The 20,101-nt window shown below is 70.4% G+C and carries 9 protein-coding genes; 2 read left to right on the forward strand and 7 right to left on the reverse strand.

The window, feature by feature from the left end; genetic code table 11:
• Positions 1 to 53 precede the first annotated feature (53 nt).
• The 3 genes from ACFWX1_RS28230 to ACFWX1_RS28240 all read right to left on the reverse strand — a co-directional run bounded on the left by ACFWX1_RS28230 (position 54) and on the right by ACFWX1_RS28240 (position 3,399).
• Positions 54 to 767 (reverse strand): hypothetical protein, encoded by a 714-nt coding sequence (locus tag ACFWX1_RS28230; RefSeq protein WP_378392305.1) that lies wholly within the window; start codon positions 765 to 767, stop codon positions 54 to 56.
• Between the two features lie 155 nt (positions 768 to 922).
• Positions 923 to 1,762 (reverse strand): alpha/beta fold hydrolase, encoded by an 840-nt coding sequence (locus ACFWX1_RS28235; protein WP_378392307.1) that lies wholly within the window; start codon positions 1,760 to 1,762, stop codon positions 923 to 925.
• An 86-nt stretch (positions 1,763 to 1,848) separates the two neighbouring features.
• Entirely contained in the window at positions 1,849 to 3,399 is a 1,551-nt protein-coding gene (locus ACFWX1_RS28240; protein ID WP_378392309.1) for an alpha/beta hydrolase, read from the reverse strand.
• 199 nt (positions 3,400 to 3,598) lie between these two features.
• On the opposite strand from ACFWX1_RS28240, the gene ACFWX1_RS28245 reads away from it, so the two are divergent.
• Entirely contained in the window at positions 3,599 to 3,874 is a 276-nt protein-coding gene (locus ACFWX1_RS28245; RefSeq protein WP_378392311.1) for a YggT family protein, read from the forward strand.
• Positions 3,875 to 4,150: 276 nt separating this feature from the next.
• Here ACFWX1_RS28245 and ACFWX1_RS28250 read toward each other — a convergent pair whose 3' ends face one another.
• Complete coding sequence (locus ACFWX1_RS28250; protein ID WP_378392313.1) at positions 4,151 to 5,020, reverse strand: alpha/beta fold hydrolase; 870 nt, start codon at positions 5,018 to 5,020, stop codon at positions 4,151 to 4,153.
• Between the two features lie 92 nt (positions 5,021 to 5,112).
• On the opposite strand from ACFWX1_RS28250, the gene ACFWX1_RS28255 reads away from it, so the two are divergent.
• Positions 5,113 to 5,718: a TetR/AcrR family transcriptional regulator gene (locus tag ACFWX1_RS28255; protein ID WP_378392315.1), complete on the forward strand. Its 606-nt coding sequence runs from the start codon at positions 5,113 to 5,115 to the stop codon at positions 5,716 to 5,718.
• Positions 5,719 to 5,962: 244 nt separating this feature from the next.
• Here the strand turns inward: ACFWX1_RS28255 and ACFWX1_RS28260 are convergent, their stop codons facing one another.
• From ACFWX1_RS28260 to ACFWX1_RS28270, 3 genes are read right to left on the reverse strand one after another with little or no spacing between them, the layout of a single operon-like run.
• Positions 5,963 to 10,396 carry a ricin-type beta-trefoil lectin domain protein gene (locus ACFWX1_RS28260; RefSeq protein WP_378392317.1) on the reverse strand — a complete coding sequence of 1,478 codons (4,434 nt, stop codon included), beginning with the start codon at positions 10,394 to 10,396 and terminating at the stop codon, positions 5,963 to 5,965.
• Between the two features lie 12 nt (positions 10,397 to 10,408).
• Positions 10,409 to 10,921 (reverse strand): hypothetical protein, encoded by a 513-nt coding sequence (locus tag ACFWX1_RS28265; RefSeq protein WP_378392318.1) that lies wholly within the window; start codon positions 10,919 to 10,921, stop codon positions 10,409 to 10,411.
• Positions 10,914 to 19,808 (reverse strand): DNA/RNA non-specific endonuclease, encoded by an 8,895-nt coding sequence (locus ACFWX1_RS28270; RefSeq protein WP_378392320.1) that lies wholly within the window; start codon positions 19,806 to 19,808, stop codon positions 10,914 to 10,916. The genes ACFWX1_RS28265 and ACFWX1_RS28270 overlap by 8 nt, the downstream gene beginning before the upstream one ends.
• Between the last annotated feature and the right edge of the window lie 293 nt (positions 19,809 to 20,101).

Genomic DNA, 20,101 nt, shown 5'->3' on the forward strand with positions numbered 1-20,101 from the left:
ACGCCGTGAAGGAGGCCTTCACGGCGTTGAGCGCGAGCAGAGCGTCCTTCGGCTCAGTGTCTGGCCACCATGGTCACGACGCCGTCCGGTGTCCCGGTGACGGTCAGCCGGACGCGGGTCCGGCCGCTCAGCCCGTCACCGACGGTGGGGAACCGGACTTCCAGCTCGTCCGCGGCCGTCGCCTGTTCGGCGTGTGTCGCGGGATGGTCGAGGCCGCGCACCGCCTCCAGCGCGGCGTCCACCACGGGCCGGATCCCGGCCGCCCGGCAGGCGAACCGCGCGGGCTCCGTCCCGGACGTGTGGGTGAGGTGCACCTCGACGGCTTCGTTCTGGTACGCGGCGGAGACGAATTCCTGCACGTCGCCGTCGGCCAGGGTCAGCGGTGCCTCGAAGATCAGCTCGTACTCCGGCAGTTCCAGGACCGCGCGCACGATCCCGAACCGGTCGAGCCGGTGGCCCTGCAGGTACAGGCGCGCGCCCTTGCGGCGGATCAGCTCGTCGAGGCCGTCGAGGTTCGCGCGCATGCGGCCGGAGAGGCTCAGCAGGATCGCGGCCCGGCCGCTCACCCCGGCGAACAGCGGCAGGTCCTGCCTGCCCCGCAGCAGCTCGAGGTAGTCGAAGACCTGGGTGAGCGTCCCGTGCCTGCCCGCCTGGCTGAGCTCCCGCACGCGCTCCGCGAACCGCTCCGTGCTGCCGGGGTCGACGGCCGGGGGCATCCGCGCCGGCACCGCGGAACCGCCCCCGCTCTTCCTGCGCAGCCAAGCCATGCGCCGCACGCTAGCCCGGCGGCCCGGGACCCCTCCGCGCCCGCCGTCAAGTCCTTTGTGGACCGACGAGGCAGCGGTCCGTGAAGGCCTCCTTCACAGCACTGAGCGCCGGTAAGGAGGCCTTCACGGACCGCGATACGAGCCGGAGCGGACGTTCAGGGGGTGGGCACGTCCGACGAGCGCACTGCCTCGTCGAGAAAGGCGGTCAGCTCGCGATAGACGACGTCCCGGTCGATCTCGTTGAGGATGTTGTGGAGATCGGCGGGGAAGATCCTGGCGCGGGCGTCGGGCAGCTGCGCCGCGGCAAGTTCCGCGCCCTCGGCGGGGGCGAGATCATCGGCTTCGCCGTGCAGCAGTAACACCGGCAGGGACAACGTCCCGGCGGCAAGCACAGCCGCCACCCGTTGCGCGGCTTCGCCCAGCGCCGCCAGCGTCTCGTGCCGGAGGCCGCCCTGCCAGGTCAGCGGATCGTTGCGGATCTGCTCGACCACGGCCGCGTTGCGGTTGAGTTCGCCGGGATCCTTCCGGAGGTCCAGCGGGTCGATTCCGCTGGCGAGCAACGCCACCAGCCCGTTCTCCGCACCGGGGACCGGCACGAGGGAGGACCCCGCGAGCACGAGGGCCGCCGGGCGCGTCCCGGCGGGCAGCAGCCGCTCGGCGGTCAGCAGCGTGGCGACGGTCGAGCCGAGCGAATGCCCGGCCAGCACCAGCGGCAGGCCGGGATGCGCGGCCCCGGCGAGGCCGACGAACGTGCCCGCGTCGTCGAGCAGGTCGTCGATCCGGTCGACGCGCACCCGCTCGCCTTCGCTGCGGCCGTGTCCCGCGTGGTCGGCGGCCCAGACGGCGTAACCCGCCGCGACGAGCGCCGACGCGAAGACCTCGTAGGAGCCGACGTGCTCGCCGAGCCCGTGGAAGAACACCACCACCGCCTTGGGCCGCTCCGGCGTCCACTGTCGATAGTGGACAGTTCCGCGCGCTCCCGGGAACTCCGTCATCGTGCCTCCTTCTCCCCCACGCTAACGGCTCGCCGCCGCCCGTGACGACTGTCCCAGATCCCGGGCCGCCCGGCGAGGCACCGGCGTTACGACGTCTCGAACGGCCGATGGTCCGGGGCGCACCGGGCATCGGGAGCCGGGAGTTCCAGGTCGATCAGATACCGCTCGCGCAGCCGGTCGGTGCAGGCGCTGCCGAGCGGGTTGTGCCCGTGCCCGTCCACGACGAGCAGCCGGGCGTTGCCCAGTTGGCGACGGGCGTCGTGGGCGAAGGCCACCGACGTGACCGGGTCGTACCGGTTGTTCATCAGCAGCGCGGGCGTCCGGGACCGCAGCGTCCACGGCCCCCGGTACCGCTGCGGGTAACCACCCGGCGGCGCGCCCCAGGACGCGCAGGCCTGCATCGGGTACAGCCAATGCCTGCCGTAGACCGGCGCGTACGCGTCGAACGCGCGTGCCAGCGCGGGCCACGCTCCCGGAACCGGTGGGAAAGTGTTGTCCGCGCAGGAGATCGCGGTGAAGGAGTCCAGGAAGTCCAGCCGGAAACCGGTGACCCGGTAGATCTCCCGCAGTGGCGCGGGATCGCCGTCCGGCCCGCGTTCCAGTCCGGCGATCAGTCCGGCCAGCGCGGGCCAGCCTTCCCGGGTGTCGTAGAGCAACTGCGCGTGAAGCGGGACGACGTCGGCATAGCGCAGCTCCAGCGCGTCCTTGCCACGCCCGACGGTGATGGGCCCGCGCTTCAGCCTGTCGAGCACAGCGGTGTTGCGGGCGAGGGTGTCTCCGGCCACCGGGCATCGCGCCGTACCGGCTTCGGTGCACAGCCGCGCGAACTCGCGCAGCACCTCGACAGTGCCCGCCGAACGGCGCCACAGCATCTCCAGCGTGCGGTTGGTGTAGCCGTCCGGATCGATCATCGCGTTGAGCTGCAACGCGCGGACACGATCACCGAACAACGCGCCGTAGACCTCGCCGAGGTAGCTGGCGTACGAGCCGCCGCTGAAGGTCATCTCCCGATCGCCGACGGCCCGGCGCAGCAGGTCGAGGTCCTGGGCGGCGTCCGCCGTGGTGAGGTGCCCGACGAGTTCCGCGTCGTGCTCGGCACAGCCACGCGCGTGTGCCCTGCTGTTGCCTTCGGCTAGCCGTTCCTCCGCCGGGTTCGCCGGGGGCAGCGCGGTGCCCGCCCAGAACCGGTTCTGTTCGGCCTCCGAAGCGAAACACCGGACCTGGCGGCTGCGGCCGATCCCGCGCTGGTCGAAGGTCACCACGTCGAACCGGCGCGCCAGTTCGCCGTCGGCGAGCGTGCCGCGCTTGGCCGCGTCGAGCCCGGAGCCGCCGGGCCCGCCCACCGCGGTGAACAACGTGCCGATCCGCCGCGCGGGATCGGTGGCCGGCTGCCGGAGCACCGCCAGCGGCAGCCGTTTCCCGTGCGGGCGCGCGTAGTCGAGCGGTACCTCGGCGACCGCGCACTGGTATCGCTCGTGCCCCGGCTCGCGGCACGGGCCCCAGGCGAGCACCGGGGTGTCGGCCGCGTCCGCCTGCCGGGCGGGCGCGGACGGCCCCTCGGCGAAGGCCGCGGGTGCCGCGGTACCGAGCAGGAGCAGAACCAGTACGCCGGTCAGGGTCTTCCGGAATCCGTCCACCGCCCGATGTTGGCAACGCCGCCGCGCCGTCGTCGTCCGTCGAAGGGAGGACGGCCCGTCACCCGGAAGTCGTCCCGCGCGCCTGAGGATCGGCTGTGAATCTCGCGGAGCGAGCACTTTCGGCGGGGTGTCCCCGTTGTCCGGATAGCGGCAGTACACGGAACGGCCGTGAACACGGTGTCGACGGGAGTGGACGACGATGGGTTTTGTCGGAACGTTGCTCGGGCTCGTGGTGACGCTGTTCATCATCGTGCTGATCGGGCGGATGGTGCTGGACTGGGCGGGCGCGGTGGTGGACAGCCCGCCGTGGGTGCGGCGCGCCCGGCAGCTGGCGCACGCGGCGACCGAGCCGGTGATCGCGCCGGTCCGGCGGGTCGCGCGGCCGGTGCGGATCGGCGGGATCTCGCTGGACCTCGCCTTCACTCTCGTGTTCGTCGCCGCGGTGATCGTGCGCGGGATCCTCTTCAGCCTGTGAACCACGCCACCAGCGCGATCGGCGCCGGCCCGGCAAACGGGTGAACCCGCCTGGGAACGGCGCCTTTCCCGTCACGAAGGCACCCCGGCGTGGTCTCCCCTGCGCCCGCTCCGCACGTCCCCGCGGAGCGGGAGCCCTGCCGGGGGGGGGGGGGGGGGCCGCCCCCCCCCCCCCCCCCCCCCCCCCCCCCCCCCCCCGCCGATCCCCTCCCCCTGCGGCACGCACCGCCCACCTGCCACTTCCGTCCACAGAGGACGGTCGACGCGGAATCCTCGCTCACCGCGGGAGAGTGCGAGCCCAATGCCGGTGGAGGTGCGGCGTCAGCTCGCCGGGGCGCTCGTCGGGAAAGAAGAGTTTCGCGCCCTCGACCTCGACCACCTCTTGGACGCCGGGAATGGTGTCCCGCAGCCAGTAGGCCCAGCGCGTCTCGAAGTTCTCGTCGCCGGTGCCCCAGACGATCAGCGTCGGCACCCTGAGCTCCTTCAGCTCCGGCTCGATGGCGACAAGGTCGTCGGCTTTAAGGGAGGTCAGTAGCCGCTCGAAGCCACGGGCGGCCTCGATGGTGCCGAACACCGGCGTGAGGTAGTCGCGAAGGGTGGCGTCGTCGACCTGGTCCGGATGTTCGTATCCGGCACCGTACGTCCCGGCCCTCGCCAACCCGGGATTCGCGACGAGCTGTGCGGCGAGTGACGCGAGCCTGCCTTGCTCGGCGAGTTCGACCGTGGGCCGGAACGCCTCGGGCGGCAGATTGTCGTGGGTGTCGCAGTTGGTGAGGGTGAGCGTACGCAGCCGCGCGGGGTGACCGACGGCGAAGACCTGGGCGACGGCACCGCCGGTGTCGTTGGCGACCAGGTCGACCTCGGCGAGTTCCAGTGCCTCGCAGAACTCTTCGACCAGTCCGGCGAGTCCGCGCAGGGAGAGGTCACGGTCCGCGTGCACCGGTGAATGACCGTGCCCCGGCAGGTCGAACGCGATACACCGGCGCTGCCCGGCCGAGGCGGCGATGACGTGCCGCCACAGCCCGGCGTTCGTGCCGACGCCGTGGACGAACAGCGCGGCGGGGCCGGTGCCGACGTCGAGATAGCTGACTTCGCCGAAGCGGGTCGACACGCGGCGGCGGTGAGCTTCGAGCTCGCGTACGTCCATGGTTAAAGTCCTCCCCGAAGTCCATACCGACTGTCGGTCTAGTTATTCCAGACCGACAGTCGGTATGTCAATCGCGAGGGAGGCGTCGGTACGTGAACAAGAAGGCGGAACGCGGTCAGGCGACCCGGGAGCACCTGGTGGCGGTGGCCACCAGGCTGTTCACCGAACGCGGCTACGAAGGGACCTCGATCGAGGCCGTGCTGCGGGACTCCGGGGTCAGCCGCGGCGCGCTCTACCACCACTTCGGTGGTAAGGACGCGTTGTTCGCCGCCGTGCTCGACACCGTCTACGACCGCACGGGCGAAAGCATGGCCGCCGCGACGCGCGACGCGCCGGACCCGGTGTCCGCGCTCCGCGCGGGCTGCCGTGCCTGGATCCGGCTCACCGCCGACCCGGCAGTGCATCGCATCGTGCTCATCGACGCGCCCTCGGTGCTCGGCTGGCAGCGCTGGCGGGAACTCGACGAACGCCGCGTCCTGCGCCAGGTCAAGGTCGCGCTCGCCGCGGCCACCGACGCGGCGCACCTCGACCCGGGCCACGTGGTGTTCTTCGCCCACGCGCTACTGGCGAGCATGAACGAAATCGCCATGCTCATCGCCCGCGCCGACGACCCGGCCGCCGCGGCGGCCGAGGCCGATACCGCCGTCGACGAGCTGCTCCACCGCATCCTCGAGGCTCCGGCCGCTCCCCCGCGCTGACCCCGGAAACCATTGGGACGCTACGAAAGCGACGCGCTCGAACGGGCGGGCGAGCGAGGGGACGACGGAACGGCGCCTTTCCCGTCACGAAGGCACGCCGGCGTGGTCTCCCCTGCGCCCGCTCCGCACGTCCCCGCGGAGCGGGAGCCCTGCCGGGCGGTGCGTGCCGCCGATCCCCTCCCCCTGCGGCACGCACCGCCCACCCAGCGCCGGGGGCGACGCCACGGCAGTCCCGGATTCCGGCTCAGTCGAACTGAACCCCCCATCGCTGATCCGGCTGGAACGCGCAGTCGGAGATGACCAGCTGGGTGCTGTCCTCGGTCGCGGCGCCCCGGGTACCGAGGCAGCGGCCGGACATCGGGTTCTCGATCATGCCGTCGGGGCGCTGGAACCAGCGTTGCGCCGTGACGCCGGTGCAGTCGTACAGCTGGACCGGGGTTCCGTTCGCCGTCACCCCGCCGGTGACGTCGACACAGCGGCTCTTCATCCGGATGGTCCCGTCGTTCTGCACGATGGCCTGCTGCGCGACGGACCCGTTGCAGGGGTAGAGCTGGACGGCGGTCCCGTTGGCGTCGGCGTTGTTGCGCACGTCCACGCATTTCCCGTGAATGCCGACGATCCTTCCCTTGTGCGGGAACATCTTGACGGTGGACCAGGTCTGGAACTGGGACGGGACACACCACTGGATGGTCACCGAGGTGGCGCCCTGGGCGGAGTCGAGGCACTTGCCCGACTTCGCGTTCACCAGGCCGCCTTCGGGCCGCAGCTGCCATTGCTGGGCGGTGTCCCCGGTACACCGCGCGGTGACGACGCGGGTGCCGTCGGTGGTGGCCCCGCCCTTGAGCGCGAGACAGCGCCCGAGCGCCCGGATCTGCCCGTCCGGGGACAACGACCACGTGTCGGACAGCGAAGCCACACAGCCGATGGTGCCGACGGTCGCGTCGTCGCCGACCTGACGGTTCGTGACGTTGAGGCAGTTACCGAACCCGTTGGTCAGCTGTCCCGCGGCCGACGACCGCTCCCGTAACGTCCACAACTGCTGGGCCTGGCCGTTGCATCCCTGGATGGTCAACGCGGAGCCGTTGGCCGAACCGGCCGCGGACAGGCATTTCGCCGAGTACGGGTTGAAGATACGACCGTCCGAAAAGGACTGCCACTCCTGCCCAGGGCCACCGGAGCAGGCCACCGCGACCACTCTGGTTCCCGGTTCGGTCCCGTTGTTCTGCGCTTCCAGGCATTGCCCCACCACCTGCAGGCTCAGGTCGTCCGCGGTCCACAGCTGGCCGGGACTTCCGTCGCAGGTCCGCATTTCGACGGTGGAACCGGACGGGACGCCACCGGCGAGGTTGAGGCACGCGCCGCCCACTCCGGTGACCGGCCCGCTGCCGGAGACCCGGTTCGACCGGACGCGCAGGTTGCGGAACCGCACCTGATCGCCGGTGCCGTGACCGGACAGCGACAGCATGCTGTGCCGCGCGAAGCCCGCCGGGTTCGTGTACTCGTTGACCTTGACACCGTTGAGCAGCACGGTGAGCTTGGGGCCCGCCATGGTGAGTTCGAAGGTGTTCCACTCCCCCACCGGTTTCGCGGCGGCGGTGGCCGGCGCCTGGACGCCCTTGATCGCACCGCTGGACTCGAGTGCGGGGGCCGAACCCCCGCTGATCGCGACCAGCGCCTGCGGATTGGGCACCCCGGGAATCCGCGTTCCGCCGACGCTGACCGCCGACTGCGAGTTCGGCGTGGTGGCCTTCCAGTCCAGGCGAAGGGTGTAGTCGTTGTCGAAGCTGTCGGCAGGGTTCCAGGGGCCGGCGGTGCCGGACAGGGTGCCGAACTCGCAGCCGTCCCGTTGCGCGCTGTTGACGTCCCAACGGGCCAATGAGGTTTCGGCTCCTCCGTTGATCAGCGGCCGGAACCCCGGTTCGTCACCGGTGCTCACGCAGTTCCCGGCCGGGCCCGCCGGATTCCCGCCGACGAAGTAACCCGCGACCTCGGCGAACATTTCGACCGCGCCGTCGGAGCTGGTGGCGGCGAGCTTGCCGCCGGCACCCAGCGGGGCGATCGCCGTCGCCGCGGCCTCCTGCCCTTGATCGGCCTGCACCTGTGGCGCGACGGCCCAGCCGGTCTCCGGCGCGTAGAGCGAGACGCCGGTGCTGAGGATCTTGTCCGACACGGCACCGGTGACGAGTACGCCGGTGGCGTCCCTCGGCACTCCGCCGACACCGCCGACCTGGGCGGTGGCGACCGTCCCTCTGCCGATCGCCGCCCGGGGGACACCGTTGCCGGTGCGGGTGTCGATGACCCGGCTGCTGCCGGGCAACGCCACGAACTTCGCGCCGTCACCGGGGGCGAACCAGCCGAGCAGATCGGCCGCGAGATGGGTCAGGCCCGCGGAGTTGCGCAACCGGATCTTGCCGTCGTCGCCGATCCGGACCACCGCGAGATTCGACCGGCGCTGCCCCACGTTGAGGTAGACCGCGTTGGCGGTCCCCGCGATGTAGCTCTGTGGATAGGCCGCGATCGTGCTCGGCTCGGTGGTACTGGAGGCGGTCAGGTTGAGCGCGACGGTCGTCGCGGTGGCCGGCACCCCGGCGACGCCCCGCACCTGAAGCGCGATCTCCTCGCCGCCGGCGAGCGGGGTGTGCCGGGGGCCGGTGAGATCGTGGGTGTCCAGCAGCCGCGTACCCCCTGCCCTGGCCGTGTAGGCACCGGCGCCGTCGGGACTGAAGTAGCCGGAGAAGTCCACCTGGACACCGGGGGTCCCGGCCGTGTTGGTGACGCGGACGGCACGGTCGGCGCCGAGCGGCACCACCATGGTCAGCGCGCTCTGCCGTCCGGCGGCGACCGGGAACCGGACCGGTTGCGCCGTGCCCGGGTTCTCCGCGGTGAACCGCAGTTCGGTGGGGCCGTCGGTGAGCCCGGCGGTGACGGTGAGGACCACGGCCGTGGCGTCGGCGGGAGCACCGGGGATCGCGAGCGCGAAAGTCTCCCCTGGACTGAACCTCCGCTGGTGCCCGCCGATCCCGGTGTTGGTGTCCAGCACGCGCGACGGACTGGTGAGCGGGGTGTAGCCGCCCGGCACCGCGCCGGGAGCCGAGCCGGGCGAGCCGAGCGCGAGGATCCCGGCGCCCCAATCGTTCGCGGAGCCACCGGTAACAGCTCTCGCGCGGGTCTTCAGCAGGCTTTCGATGCCGGTGGCGTCGAGCCGGGGATTCGCCGACTTCAGCAACGCGGCCGCGCCGGCGACGTGCGCGGCGGCCGCGGACGTGCCCCCGAAGGTGCCGCCGGCACTCGCCGCGGTGGAGACCTTGTCGAAGCCGGTGAGATCGGGTTTCGCGCGGCCGTCGATGGTGGGACCACGGCTGCTGTAGGTCTCCAGCAGACCTAAACCGGGCTGGGTCGCTCCGGCGGCGAGGACGTAGGGGGAGCTTGCCGGCTCGGCGATACTTCCCGCTGGTGTGGGCCACTGCAGGGCGCCGGTCGCGGCTTTGGTGACGTAGAGATCGAATTTCGTGGTGTAGGGCGCGTTGTTGTTCTTGACCCAGGTGTAGAACGTCGCGGCGGCGCCCGTGGTGTTCAGGAACTGGGTCTCTTCGACCGGCGCGGCACCACCGGCGGTGTCGCGTTGGGACAGTGTCGAGCGCGCCACGACATGCGGGTCGTTCGGGCCGGTCGGCGCGACCGCGCTGTCGGTGACGTACAGGTCGAGATCGTTCGTGGTGACCGGCCAGGCGTCCCAGCGCAGCGTGACGGTCGCTCGCGCGCCCTTGCCCAGCGAGAAGCTGTTGACCTCGGACGAGCCGCTGAACTCGACCCAGCCGTTGCCGCCGGCCCGGTCGGCCGCGGTCCCGCCGAAGTGGAGTTCACCGTAGTTGCCCGCGGCGGCCGCCCACATGATCCCTGCTTCCCGCGATCGCTGGACGACCTGAGCGGGGCTGTCCGGCCGAGGGCTCGTGCCGTCGCCGCGTTCCGCGCCGGGCACGGCGATCGCCGCGCTGATGACCTGGACTCCCTGCTGCCGCAGCCAGTCCGCCGCCGGGGCGAATCCCATGTCGTCCTGGACGCACGAAAGGTAGAGCTGCGCGTCGGGTGCCATGTCATGGACGATTTCGGCGACGTTGACGCCGTGGTCGTCGTCGACCGTGGAGTCGAGGCAGTTCGAGCCGTTGGTGACCAGCTGCGCGCCGCTGGGCAGTTCCCCGGCCGCCTGCGCTTCGGCGAGGCCGCCGAAGCCGACGTCCAGGATTCCGATCTTCACCCCGGCGCCCTTGGTTCCCGCCTGGATCCACGCGTCCGCACCGGAAGCGGCCACGCCCTCCGAGGTGATGCTCGCGGGCAACACCCGGGTGGGCCGTTTGACCTCCCGTACCCCCGGTTTCCTGGCCAGTTCGTCGACTTTGCCGGGTGGTACGGCGGCCCGGACACGACCGGGCTGTGCCGCCGACACCGTCCCGCCGACGCCCGCGACCGCCGCTCGGAGCTGCGTTTCGTCCGGGCCTTGCACGTAGAGCAGGGTGTGGCCGGACTTGTCCGCCGCCACCTGCTCCTGGGGTCTCTGCGCTGCCACCGATGCGGCGACCGGCGCGTCACCCGGCGGAGCGGCGTCGGCCGGTGACGCCAGAGCGCCCACCGCCAGGGAAATCGTCGCGGCGAGAACCGCCGCGCGTCGTGAAGTCTTCATCTTTCCTTCCCACTACCTGACATATTCGACGCTACGCAGTGCGCCTGTGAAATCCCGATAGAATGAGTGATCGAGGTCACCACTAAATGCAGCCAACAGAAAAGACGAGAAGTTTCCGTCATAAGTCCAACAGAATCCCTTTTCCTCACCCACCACGACACACCACTCATCGGGGTCGCCTTCGGTCAGCCAGTAGCATTGGTCACTGTTGACGGTGTTCCCCCAGCACAGGATTCCACCCGGATCCGGGTACACCGAGTAAACATGCATGTCCGGAAATTCCAGCGTCAGTTCCCGCGTCGCGTTCGTGCGCTCCAGCGACTCGGCCAGCAAGTTCATGTTCGCCGCGGTGCAGGCCGGGTGAGTGATCCGCAGGAATTCGTTGACGAACATGGCCGGGTACCGATCCGCGACCGACTTGTAGTCCGAGGGCAGCCGCAGCCCCAGACGTTCCTCGACCGTCCGCCAATCCACCGGCAGTGGCGCCTCGGCAGGCGCGCCGAGCATCGCGGCGAGTTCATCCACAGCCGCCGCCATAAGTGGTTTCCCTTCTCGGCGCTCGGTTGGTTATCACCGCGTGCGCACACGTTCCCTTGTTGCCGATGGCATCCATGATGATGTAGGCAGGCACGTTCTTGTTCCCGTAGGCGTCCAGGTCGTCCCGGTTCTCGATATAGATCGGCGTCACCCTGTAGTAGATCTGTTCACCACCCTCCACAGCCTTACGAACGGCTCTTTCCACTCGCGTCATCTGCGACCTGTTGACCGCATTCGCATAGCCGGTGACCAGGTTTCGCAGGTCACTCCCGCTGCCGCCGAGGGACTTCGCGAGAAGATGGAGCTTGTCGTAGTTGTGTCCCCGCCCATCGGTCTTCGTGTGGCCTTCTGGCGCGACATCGATGTCCGTCCGGGTGCCAGATGGCAAAGGTGCGCACAGTTTCGCCACGATGCCGGTGGCCCGGTTACCCGTGGCAGAGACGGGCGGCCCGTAGTCGACCCAGCCGCCACAAGGATTGTCGTCGTCCTTGCCGCTCCCGAGCGGTACCGCGTTCGGGCCACCGTTGCCGAGTGCCTGGACAGCCCGCAGGTAAAGAAGGCTCTCGGCACCGACATCGATGATCCGGTTGGCTTTGCTGCTGTACTCGGCCCCCGGGTCCATGACCTGCGTGGTGCCGGTGACAGCGCTCACCGCGTCGGCGATCGGCTTGACGGTTCCACCGGCTACGGTCTGCGCGGCGGCCCGGACAGCCGCGGCGATCCACGGCGGCGGGGGTGGCGGTGGCGGAGGCGCAGGAATTCGCGGGCCGCCGAACCGGCCGCCGGGCAGCCTGCCGCCAGGCCACCGCCCTGGCAGGCTTCCTGGCCGCGCTCCGGGAAGGACGTTGGTTCCGCCCCCTCGCCCCCACTCGCTGGCCCATCTACCGGCCAGGTACAGCCGAGCGATGAGAAACGCGCCGGCGATCGCGGAACCGATGGCCCACGCACCGCTCGAGGATCCGGCTCTCGGCCGCGGGGTGGAGAAAGAGCAGTGCCGGATGCACTGGTCGACCGCCGCCGTCCCGATGGCACCGGCCGTGAGCCAGCCCAGCAGCGTTCCCAGCCCTTCCGCCGCCGCCGGGATCACGGGCGCGAGACAGATCGGGCAGTGACCGCTCGGGTCGGTGATACCCACGGCGTCACCGTTGCCGTACGTATAACGGTTCGCGGCGGTGGAAGGAGACGGAGCCGGGTTCCAGTCGTCCCTCGAGAGGAAGGAGCCGCGGTCGGGCGAGTACCAGCGGGCCGTCATGTTGACGTCGCCGGTGTCCGGGCTCGTCCAGTCGCCCTGGTAGCCCAGGTTCGAGGTGTCGCCGGAGGACGCGAGCACCCTGCCGGACGGATCGAACGTGCGCTGGCCGTCGACCGACGCGCCGAGGTAGCGGGCGACGACGTCGTCGTGGCGGTCGGTGAACAGCAGCTTCCCGCCCGCGGATCCCTTGTCCGCCAAGGCTGTTCCGTCCGGGAGCCGGGAAACCGTGCGGGTCCCGTCGGTCACCGTCTCGTTCGTAAGGCCGTCGTAGGTCAGCGCCGCGCCGTTGCGGCTCTGCACGCGATCCTTGCTGTCGTACTGGTATTCCGTGCTCCCCTGCCGCACCAGCCGGTCGAACGCGTCGAAGCCGTTGGTCGTGGTCACTCCGGCCTTCGTCGCCGAAGAGACGGTCCCGCGTTTGCTGTAGGCGTAGGTAGCGCCGCCGCCGGAGAGCAGCTGGTTCCGTTCGTTGTAGGTGTAGGCCTGGTCGTTCACCGACGTGCGGTTGCCCGCGTCGTCCCAGCCGTACTTGGTGGTCTGCGTGCCCGCCGACCATGACGTCAGCCGTCCGGCACCGTCGTATCCGTAGGTGTTCGCCGTCGTGCCGCCCGGCCGCGTCGAGGTCTTCGAGGTGACCTTGTCGTCCTTGTCGTAGCCGTAGCTTTCACCGAGGACGACTCGCGACCCGGTGTCCGTCGTCTGCGTGAGTTCGTCCGCGGCGATCCGGCCGAGCTTGTCGTAGGTGGTGCTGCGGCTGATCCGCCCGGCGACGGCCCGATCAGCGCTGTACGACGGGCGGCCCGCCGCGTCGTAGCCGTAGTCGAGGGTGCGGCCGGTGACGGGATCCGCCGCGGAGGTGAGCCGCCCGGCCGCGTCGTAGGTGAACGAAGCCGCCCCGGCGGCATCGGAACGCGAAGCCAGCGTCCCGTCGCCGTTGTAGTTGTAGACCGCAGTCCCGGTGGCACCTTGCGAGGTACGGAGGTTCCCGCGGTCGTCGTAGGTGTACAGGGTGTCGCCGCCGGGACTGCCGATCTTCGTCAGCCGCCCGGCCAGGTCGTAGCCGTACGTGCGATCGGCCGTGGCCTGTTCGGCACCGGAGCCGTGTTCGGCGATCAGCCTGGCCTGGGCGTCGTATTCCCGGTTCCGCCGTACCCCGCCGGGAGCGGTCAGGGTGACCGCGCGCCCGCCCGCGTCGTAGGACGTGGTCCAGGTACGGTCCTCCGGCGCTGTCGCCCCGGCTACCGCGGGTTCGACCACCGACTCCGGTTTCCCCCAGGGCGTGAACGTGTATTCGGTGGCATTCCCGTTGCCGTCGACGAAATGACTGCGGTTGCCGAGCCGGTCGTACCCGGTCCACGTCGTGATGGACTTCGCCGCGTCGACCTTCTCGACCTGTTTCACCGTCCGGTTGAGGAAGTCGTAGCCGAAGTCGGTGGTCCGCCCCTCCGGGGAGACCGTGCGCACCAGGTTGCCGTTGCCGTCGTAGGTGTTGCTCGAAGTCCGCTGCGGTTTCCCGTCGACGAGCTGGGCGGTGCCGGTCGCGCGTCCGGCCAGATCGAACGTGGTCGTCTGGACCAGCCCGGCCGGATCGGTCGCGCTGATCTGCCTGCCGTGGTCGTCGTAGCCGTAGCGGACCGTGCGGTTCGTGGCGTCCGTCCGGCTGATCACCTCGTTGGCGTTGTTGTACGCGGTTGTGCTGACGAACCCTTGCGGCGTCTTCTCGGCGACGACGTTCCCGGCGTCGTCATAGTCCGTCACGCTGGTGTAGTACGCGGTCTGGCCGCCGAAGCGCTCGGCGTCGGTCGCGGTGATCCGCCTGCCGAGTTCGTCATAGGTGAACTCCCGGCGAGCACCCGCCGGATCGGTCGTGCTGAGCAGTTCCCCCATACCGTCGTAGGTGTTGGTGATCACCGACGGCTTCTCGCCTGCCTGGGGCAGGGTCGTGGTCGTCACCCGTCCGTAGGGGTCGTAGGTGTTGCTGGTGCTCCGGCCGAGCGGGTCGGTCGTCTTCACCGCGTTGCCCGCGCGGTCGTATTCGGTGCGCGTGACCGGAACGATCGGCTGCCCGCCCGGCGGGGTGTAGGCGGGCAAGGTGCCGGCCGTCGCCCGGCCCATCACGTCGCGCTCGGTCAAGGTCACGTTGCCGGACGGGTCCTTCGAGTGCGTGACTTCACCGAAGGCGTTGTGTCCCAACGTCTCTGTCAGCGACTGGCCGGTGCTTTCCTGGCCGTTGACCCAGACGTCGACCGCGGGCCTGATCGTCGACACGGGCTGCCCGGCCACGTCGTAGGTGAACTGGGTGACGGCCTGCCGCCGGTCCGTGGCCGAGGTCCTCAAGCCCCTCGCGTCGTAGGTCGCGCTGGTGGTGAGCAGTTCACCCGCCGACGCGGGAACCTCTTCCCGGAGCACCTGTCCGTTCGGGGCGTAGGTGTAGTCCGTGGTCTCCCGCCGGTCCGGCTCCGCGGCGCCGGTGGCGGTCACCTTGGTCGGATTGCCCGCTCCGTCGCGGAGATAGGTGGTCTTCCGCTTGAGCGTGTCCGGGTCCACTGTGGACTCCGAGACGTAACCCGCGGGGTCGTAGCCGGTCACCGTCTTGCGGCCGCCCGCGGTGACGAGCTGGGTCACGTGCCCTGCCGGGTCGTAGCCGCGCTGTTCGAGCACCACGTCGCGGGCCGCGCCGCCCGGCGGCCGGTAGCCCTCGAGCGTCGTGACGGCGGGCAGCCCGTCGCCGTAGTAGGCGAACCGCGTGGAGCGGCCCATCGCGTCCTGCGTGCGCTCCAGCCTGCCCGCCGGGTCGTAGCTGCGGGTCTCGACGGTCAAGGTGCCGTCGCCGGGAGCCGCCGGATTCGCCCCGGGACCCGAGGCGACGCGGGACAGCAGCCGGCGCTGGTCGTCGAACTGGTCCGTCCACTGTGTACCGAGAACGTCGGTGGTGACCTTCCGGAGCAGGTCCGGCGAGTAGGCGTAACGGACGACGCCACCGTCGGGATAGCCGACCTCGACCCGGTGGTCGTGGGCGTCGTAGCCGAACGTCGTCTTCCGCTCCGGATCACCGCCCGTCGCGTCGGTCAGCCGGGTTTCGAGGAGATTGCCGTCGCCGTCGTAGGAGTTCCTCGTGACCTGGGTGTGGGTGACTCCCGTGACCGGGTTCTTCACCGCCGGAGCGGTGACCGTGGCGACCTGGGAACGGGGCGTGTATTCCACGGTGGTGGTGCCGAAGTCGCCGCCGCCGGCGTTGGTCGCGGTCTCGGTGATCTTGCGGCCGATCCCGTCGTAGCCGAACTGCGTCACCAGGCCCATGACATCGCGGGACGAAGCCAGGTCACCGTTGACGCGATAGTCGTAGGCCGCTTCCTGCCCGCGTCGGTCGGTGGTCCGGATCAGCAGCCCGGCAGGCACCTTGCCGCCGCCCGCCGCGGCCTCGGCACCGGTGGCGTAGGTGCGTGTTTCGGTCGGCGCCGTGGTTTGTCCCACGGGAATCGGGTACTTGGTGCCGGTGAGCCTGCCTGCCGGGTCGTAGGTGTACGAAGTGCGGTAACGCTCGTCCTTCGCGTCGGTGGAACGCGCGTCGGAACTGCTGGCGAGCTTGTCTCGCCGGGGATCGAGCGGGTCGGCCGAGGTGACATAGGTGAAGTAGGCCGTGTTGCACGAGCCCGGTGCGCGGCAGGTCTTGCTGCTGAGCATGTTGCCGCGATCGTCGGTGGTGCGCTCGACCCGGTTGCCCGTCTCGTCGACGGTCGCCCGCAGAAACCCCTTTTCGTTGTATTCCAGTACTTTGGTGAATCCCTTGTGGACGGTAGCGGTCAACCGCCCGCCCTGGTCCGCGTCGAATTTGTAGGTCCAGTCCGGGTAGGGGCCGTGCAGGGTGACCACGCGTTCGGCGTTGTTCCGCGCGGGCGTGTCCAGCGTCCAGGAACGGCCGTCGTGATCGGTCAGCGACCGCACCCGGTCGGCCCGGTTGTCGTAGCCGATCCGCGCGTACTGGCGGTCGTCCTGGGGAAGCGTGATCCCGGTGAGCTGGTCGGCCGCCTGCCCGGCACCGAAGTGCTGCTTCACCGCGAACGGGCTGAGGGTGTGCTGGTAAAGCGCGACTTCGTCGATGGCACCGGCGAAGTAGTAGTCGCCGCCGTTCGTCGACGGGAAACCCGCGCCCGCCCCGGCACCGGCGACCAGCTTGCCCATCGTGCCGTGGTCGATGATGCCGGCGACGTCGCCGATCGGGGCACCGTCGAGATACAGCGTCTGCCGGTTGATCGCGGAGGTGAGCACGGCGTGGTGCCAGGTGCCGTCGTTGACCTGCTTTTGGCTGACCACCTGACTCGGGCCGGTGACATCGCGGGCCGAGAACCCGCCGTAGAGCAGCCCGTCGAAACCGACGTACAGCACCGGACGCCGTTTGCCCGCCGTGCCGGGGAACGGTTGTTCGGCGTAGCCGAGCAACGTACCTCCGGTGGTGGTCTTGAACCACAGCTCCGCGGAGACGGACATCTGCTCGTTGAACAGGTTGTCCGGCAGCGTCAGATAGCTCGCCATCCCGTCGAAGGCGGCCGACGGGTCGTCGGTTCCCGCCAGCGCTCCCGCACCGCCGAAGCTCAGGCCGTGCTGCTGACCCGCGTCCGCGCCGGGCGTGCGGGCGACCGCGTTCGCCACCGTCGGCCCGCCGGTCTCACCGAGCCGCCAGTAACCGCGCGGGCCGTCGTCGAGGACCGAACTGAGGTAGTGGGATCCGCTGACGCGTGAGTACTTCGTGCAGTTCGGCGCGCCACCCGGGGCACAGACCGTGGTGAGGCTGTCGCCCTCGTAGGTGTAGGTCCACGTGAGCGGTTCCTCGCCCGGCTTCGGCGCCGCGGTCCGCACCTTCGCGACATGCGCCCCGTTCCAGGTGATCGCCAGCGCCCGGCCGGAAACCTGGTTCGTGATCGCCGTGACGTGATCGGCGGAGTCGTATTCGAGCTTTTCGGTGAGCCCGGCGGGATCGGTGAGCAGGATCATCCGGCCCGCGGCGTCGAACAGCCAGGTGCTGCCGGTGACGTCGCGCAGGGTGTAGTAGCCGTTCGCGGAGTTGTAGGTCAGATCGACGTTCTGACCCGCCGGGGGCGCGAACGTGCCGTCGGGATTACGGCCGAATCGGGCCTGTCTTCCGTTCGAGTAGGTCACGAGCGCGTCGATGACCACGTTGTCCGCAGTCCGGTTGGGCACGAGCCGCGTGTCGAGACGCGACGCCCAGCCGACGCCGAAAGCCGTGTCCCTGCGCGGATCGAGACTGTTGTAGGTCCGCGTGATCGTGAGGTCGGGGCCGGCGGTGGCGACGTTGGCGTCGGTGACGACCGTGGAGTAGTTCCCGATCTGCGGGTCGAGGCCGGGCCCGTTCACCGAGTCCGGGCTGCCCGCGAGATGGGAGGTGATCTCCGGCTGCGGCACCCTGGTCGTCACGGCGAGCGGGCCGATCCACTGCGGAGACGGGCTGACCGTGTCGTGGGTCTTGACGCCCCAGTAGAAAGTCTTGCTCCAGGACAGTTTCCCGAGCGGCGGCGTCCAGCTTTCCGGGCCCCAGCCGGATTCGGTGCAGTTCTGGGTCAGCGCGGCGTCGGAACAGATGCGGAAGAGGAAGGTGAAGCCTTTGTTCGGCCAGTTGTCGTCGTCCACCGCCCGTGCGAACAGGGTGGGAGTCAGCGTTTCGACCACGGCCCCGGTGCCCGGCTGCTGGTAGTTCGACCCGGGTGGCACGTTGTTGACCTTCAGCGGCGCAGAACCGTAAGGCACCTCGTACGCCACATGGAAGTCCTCGCCCGCCGGATTCCACATCGTCAGCAGCAGCTCGTACTCGCCGGGCGCGAGCGCGGTGAGGGGAACCGTGATGGTGGCCTGCCCGCCGGGCGGTACCGCCACCGGAGGCGCGACACCCTGGGAGCTCTTGATCACGGTCCCGTTCTGCTTGACCAGATAGCCGAGCCGGTAGCCGCCGCCCGCGGGCCAGAGCGAAGAACCCTGGTTCGTCACCTTGGCGGTGAACGTGCCCTCCCGGGTGTTGGTCGGGAGCAGGACGTCGGTCAGCTGATAGGCCGCGCCTTCCGGCGAATAACGGACGTCGAGGTAGGGCTTGTTGACGGTGTTGGCGGAGGCGAACCGCTTGAACGCCGAGCTATCGCCTTCGTTGGCCGCGCGCAGGGTGAAACCGTTCCCGAACGCGCCTCCGTGTGACCACTGGACGGCGAGGTCCTGCGGCAGCGGGAAGGGCGTCCAGCTCTGCCCGGCACACCCGCCGCCGAGCGCGGGCACGGTCGTGGTCGCCAGCGCCCGCCCAGCGGCCGCTCCTGGCCACTGGCTGTTGCCGCCCCAGCCCTGGGTGGCCTCGAACAACGTCACCGGACGCGGCTGGCACGAATAGACGGCCAGCACGTTCACCGTCGCGCCCACGATGTACTGGTTGCGCAGGCTGTTCAAGGCGTTCGCGAAGTGCAGGTAGGACCGCGAAATCGTCCGGCCCCCGTTGGCCGAGCCCACTTCCAGGTCGATCTCCCCGGAATGATCGGCCGTACTGCCGGAGCGGACGTAGGTGTCGTCGGTCTCGGTCGCGTACTTCCCGACGCTCGGATCGACCACGACCGGGAAGACCCGCGCGGGATCGCGTAACCAGGCCTCGTCCAGATCGAGCCGAAGCCGCCAGGTCCCGGCGCCGAGCTGGACGAGGTGGTAGCGCACGCCGTCGCCACGCGCGCCCGGTCCGGCGCCGGAGTCGGTCATGAAGCCGGCGGGGATGGTGCCGCGCGCGGCGCCGGTTTCGTCGAGCAGACGGATTTCACCGCCGTCCTGCTGGAGCCGGAGCCCGGTGGTCCGCAAGGTGAACGAGTACGACGTCTGCGCACGCGGGGAGGTGAGGACGAGATCCTCCTTCAGCCCTTCGGCCGTCGAGGACAGGCGCAAGTCGGTGTCGGGCCGGACCGCCCGGTAGGCGATCTCGCCACCTGCCGCGGTCCCGGGCGCCGCCGCCGCGTCGTCCAGCGCGTAGCTCAGCGAGTGGCCGCCGTCCAGTGCCAGCCTGGCGACCGCCGCGTCGTCGGCGGCCGGCGCGAAACTGACGTCGACCGGGGAGACACCGGGTCTCAGCCTGCCGTCCGGGCCCGGCCGCAGGGCCGGATCGTTGGGCTTCCAGCCACCGTCGGGCTGCCGCGTGTTCGTCTGTCCTGTGTGGACACGCAGCGTCCGGGTCCCGTCCGGGTTGTCGAAGGTTTCGGTGCTCGCGGTCCGGTCCTGCGCCCGCTCCACGGCCTTCGGGTCGATCGCCGGAAGCTCGTTGCGCTGGGCGAGGGCCGGTTGGACGTGTTCCCGCGCGGCGGTGGTTCCCTCGAGCGCGGGCGGGGGCGCGGCCCGGTCGGCGACCGCGCCGGGTGGCCGTGGCGAATCCCTCGGCGGCGAGGCGAGCCTGTCGGATCCGCCCGATCCCGGCGCGGAGCCGTGCCGCTGTCCCGGCGCGGCCGACGAGGCGCCCAGTGGCAGCGCCTCGTCCGGTTTCGCGTACTCGACAGCGGATCCCGCCACGGGCAGCAGCACCAGCAGGGCGAGTGCGAGGGCGCCGAAACGTCTTCTCCCCCACCCTCGCGTTTCCGGCCACGATCGAATCACGTCGATGCCCCCTCGTCCGTGGCGAATCACCTTCGCCTCCGGCTGAGCTTCGCGGGCGATACCGGGACTCTCACCGGTACAGAAGGGGGGACAGCCGATCAGCGGAAGCTGTTCACCGTGGCCACGCTCATGGGCAGGCCTCGCTGGTGCGCCGGGACTCCGGTGCGATCACCGTGCTTGCCGGCCCTGGCCCCGGACTGCGCAAGCATCCCCCCACGCCCCGGTGCGCCCCGGCCCCCGGGCCGAGCCACACCCCCCGCCCCCCCCCCGGGGGCGCGGGGGGGGGGGGGGGG

Source organism: Amycolatopsis sp. NPDC059021 (assembly GCF_042739895.1).
Lineage (GTDB): Bacteria > Actinomycetota > Actinomycetes > Mycobacteriales > Pseudonocardiaceae > Amycolatopsis.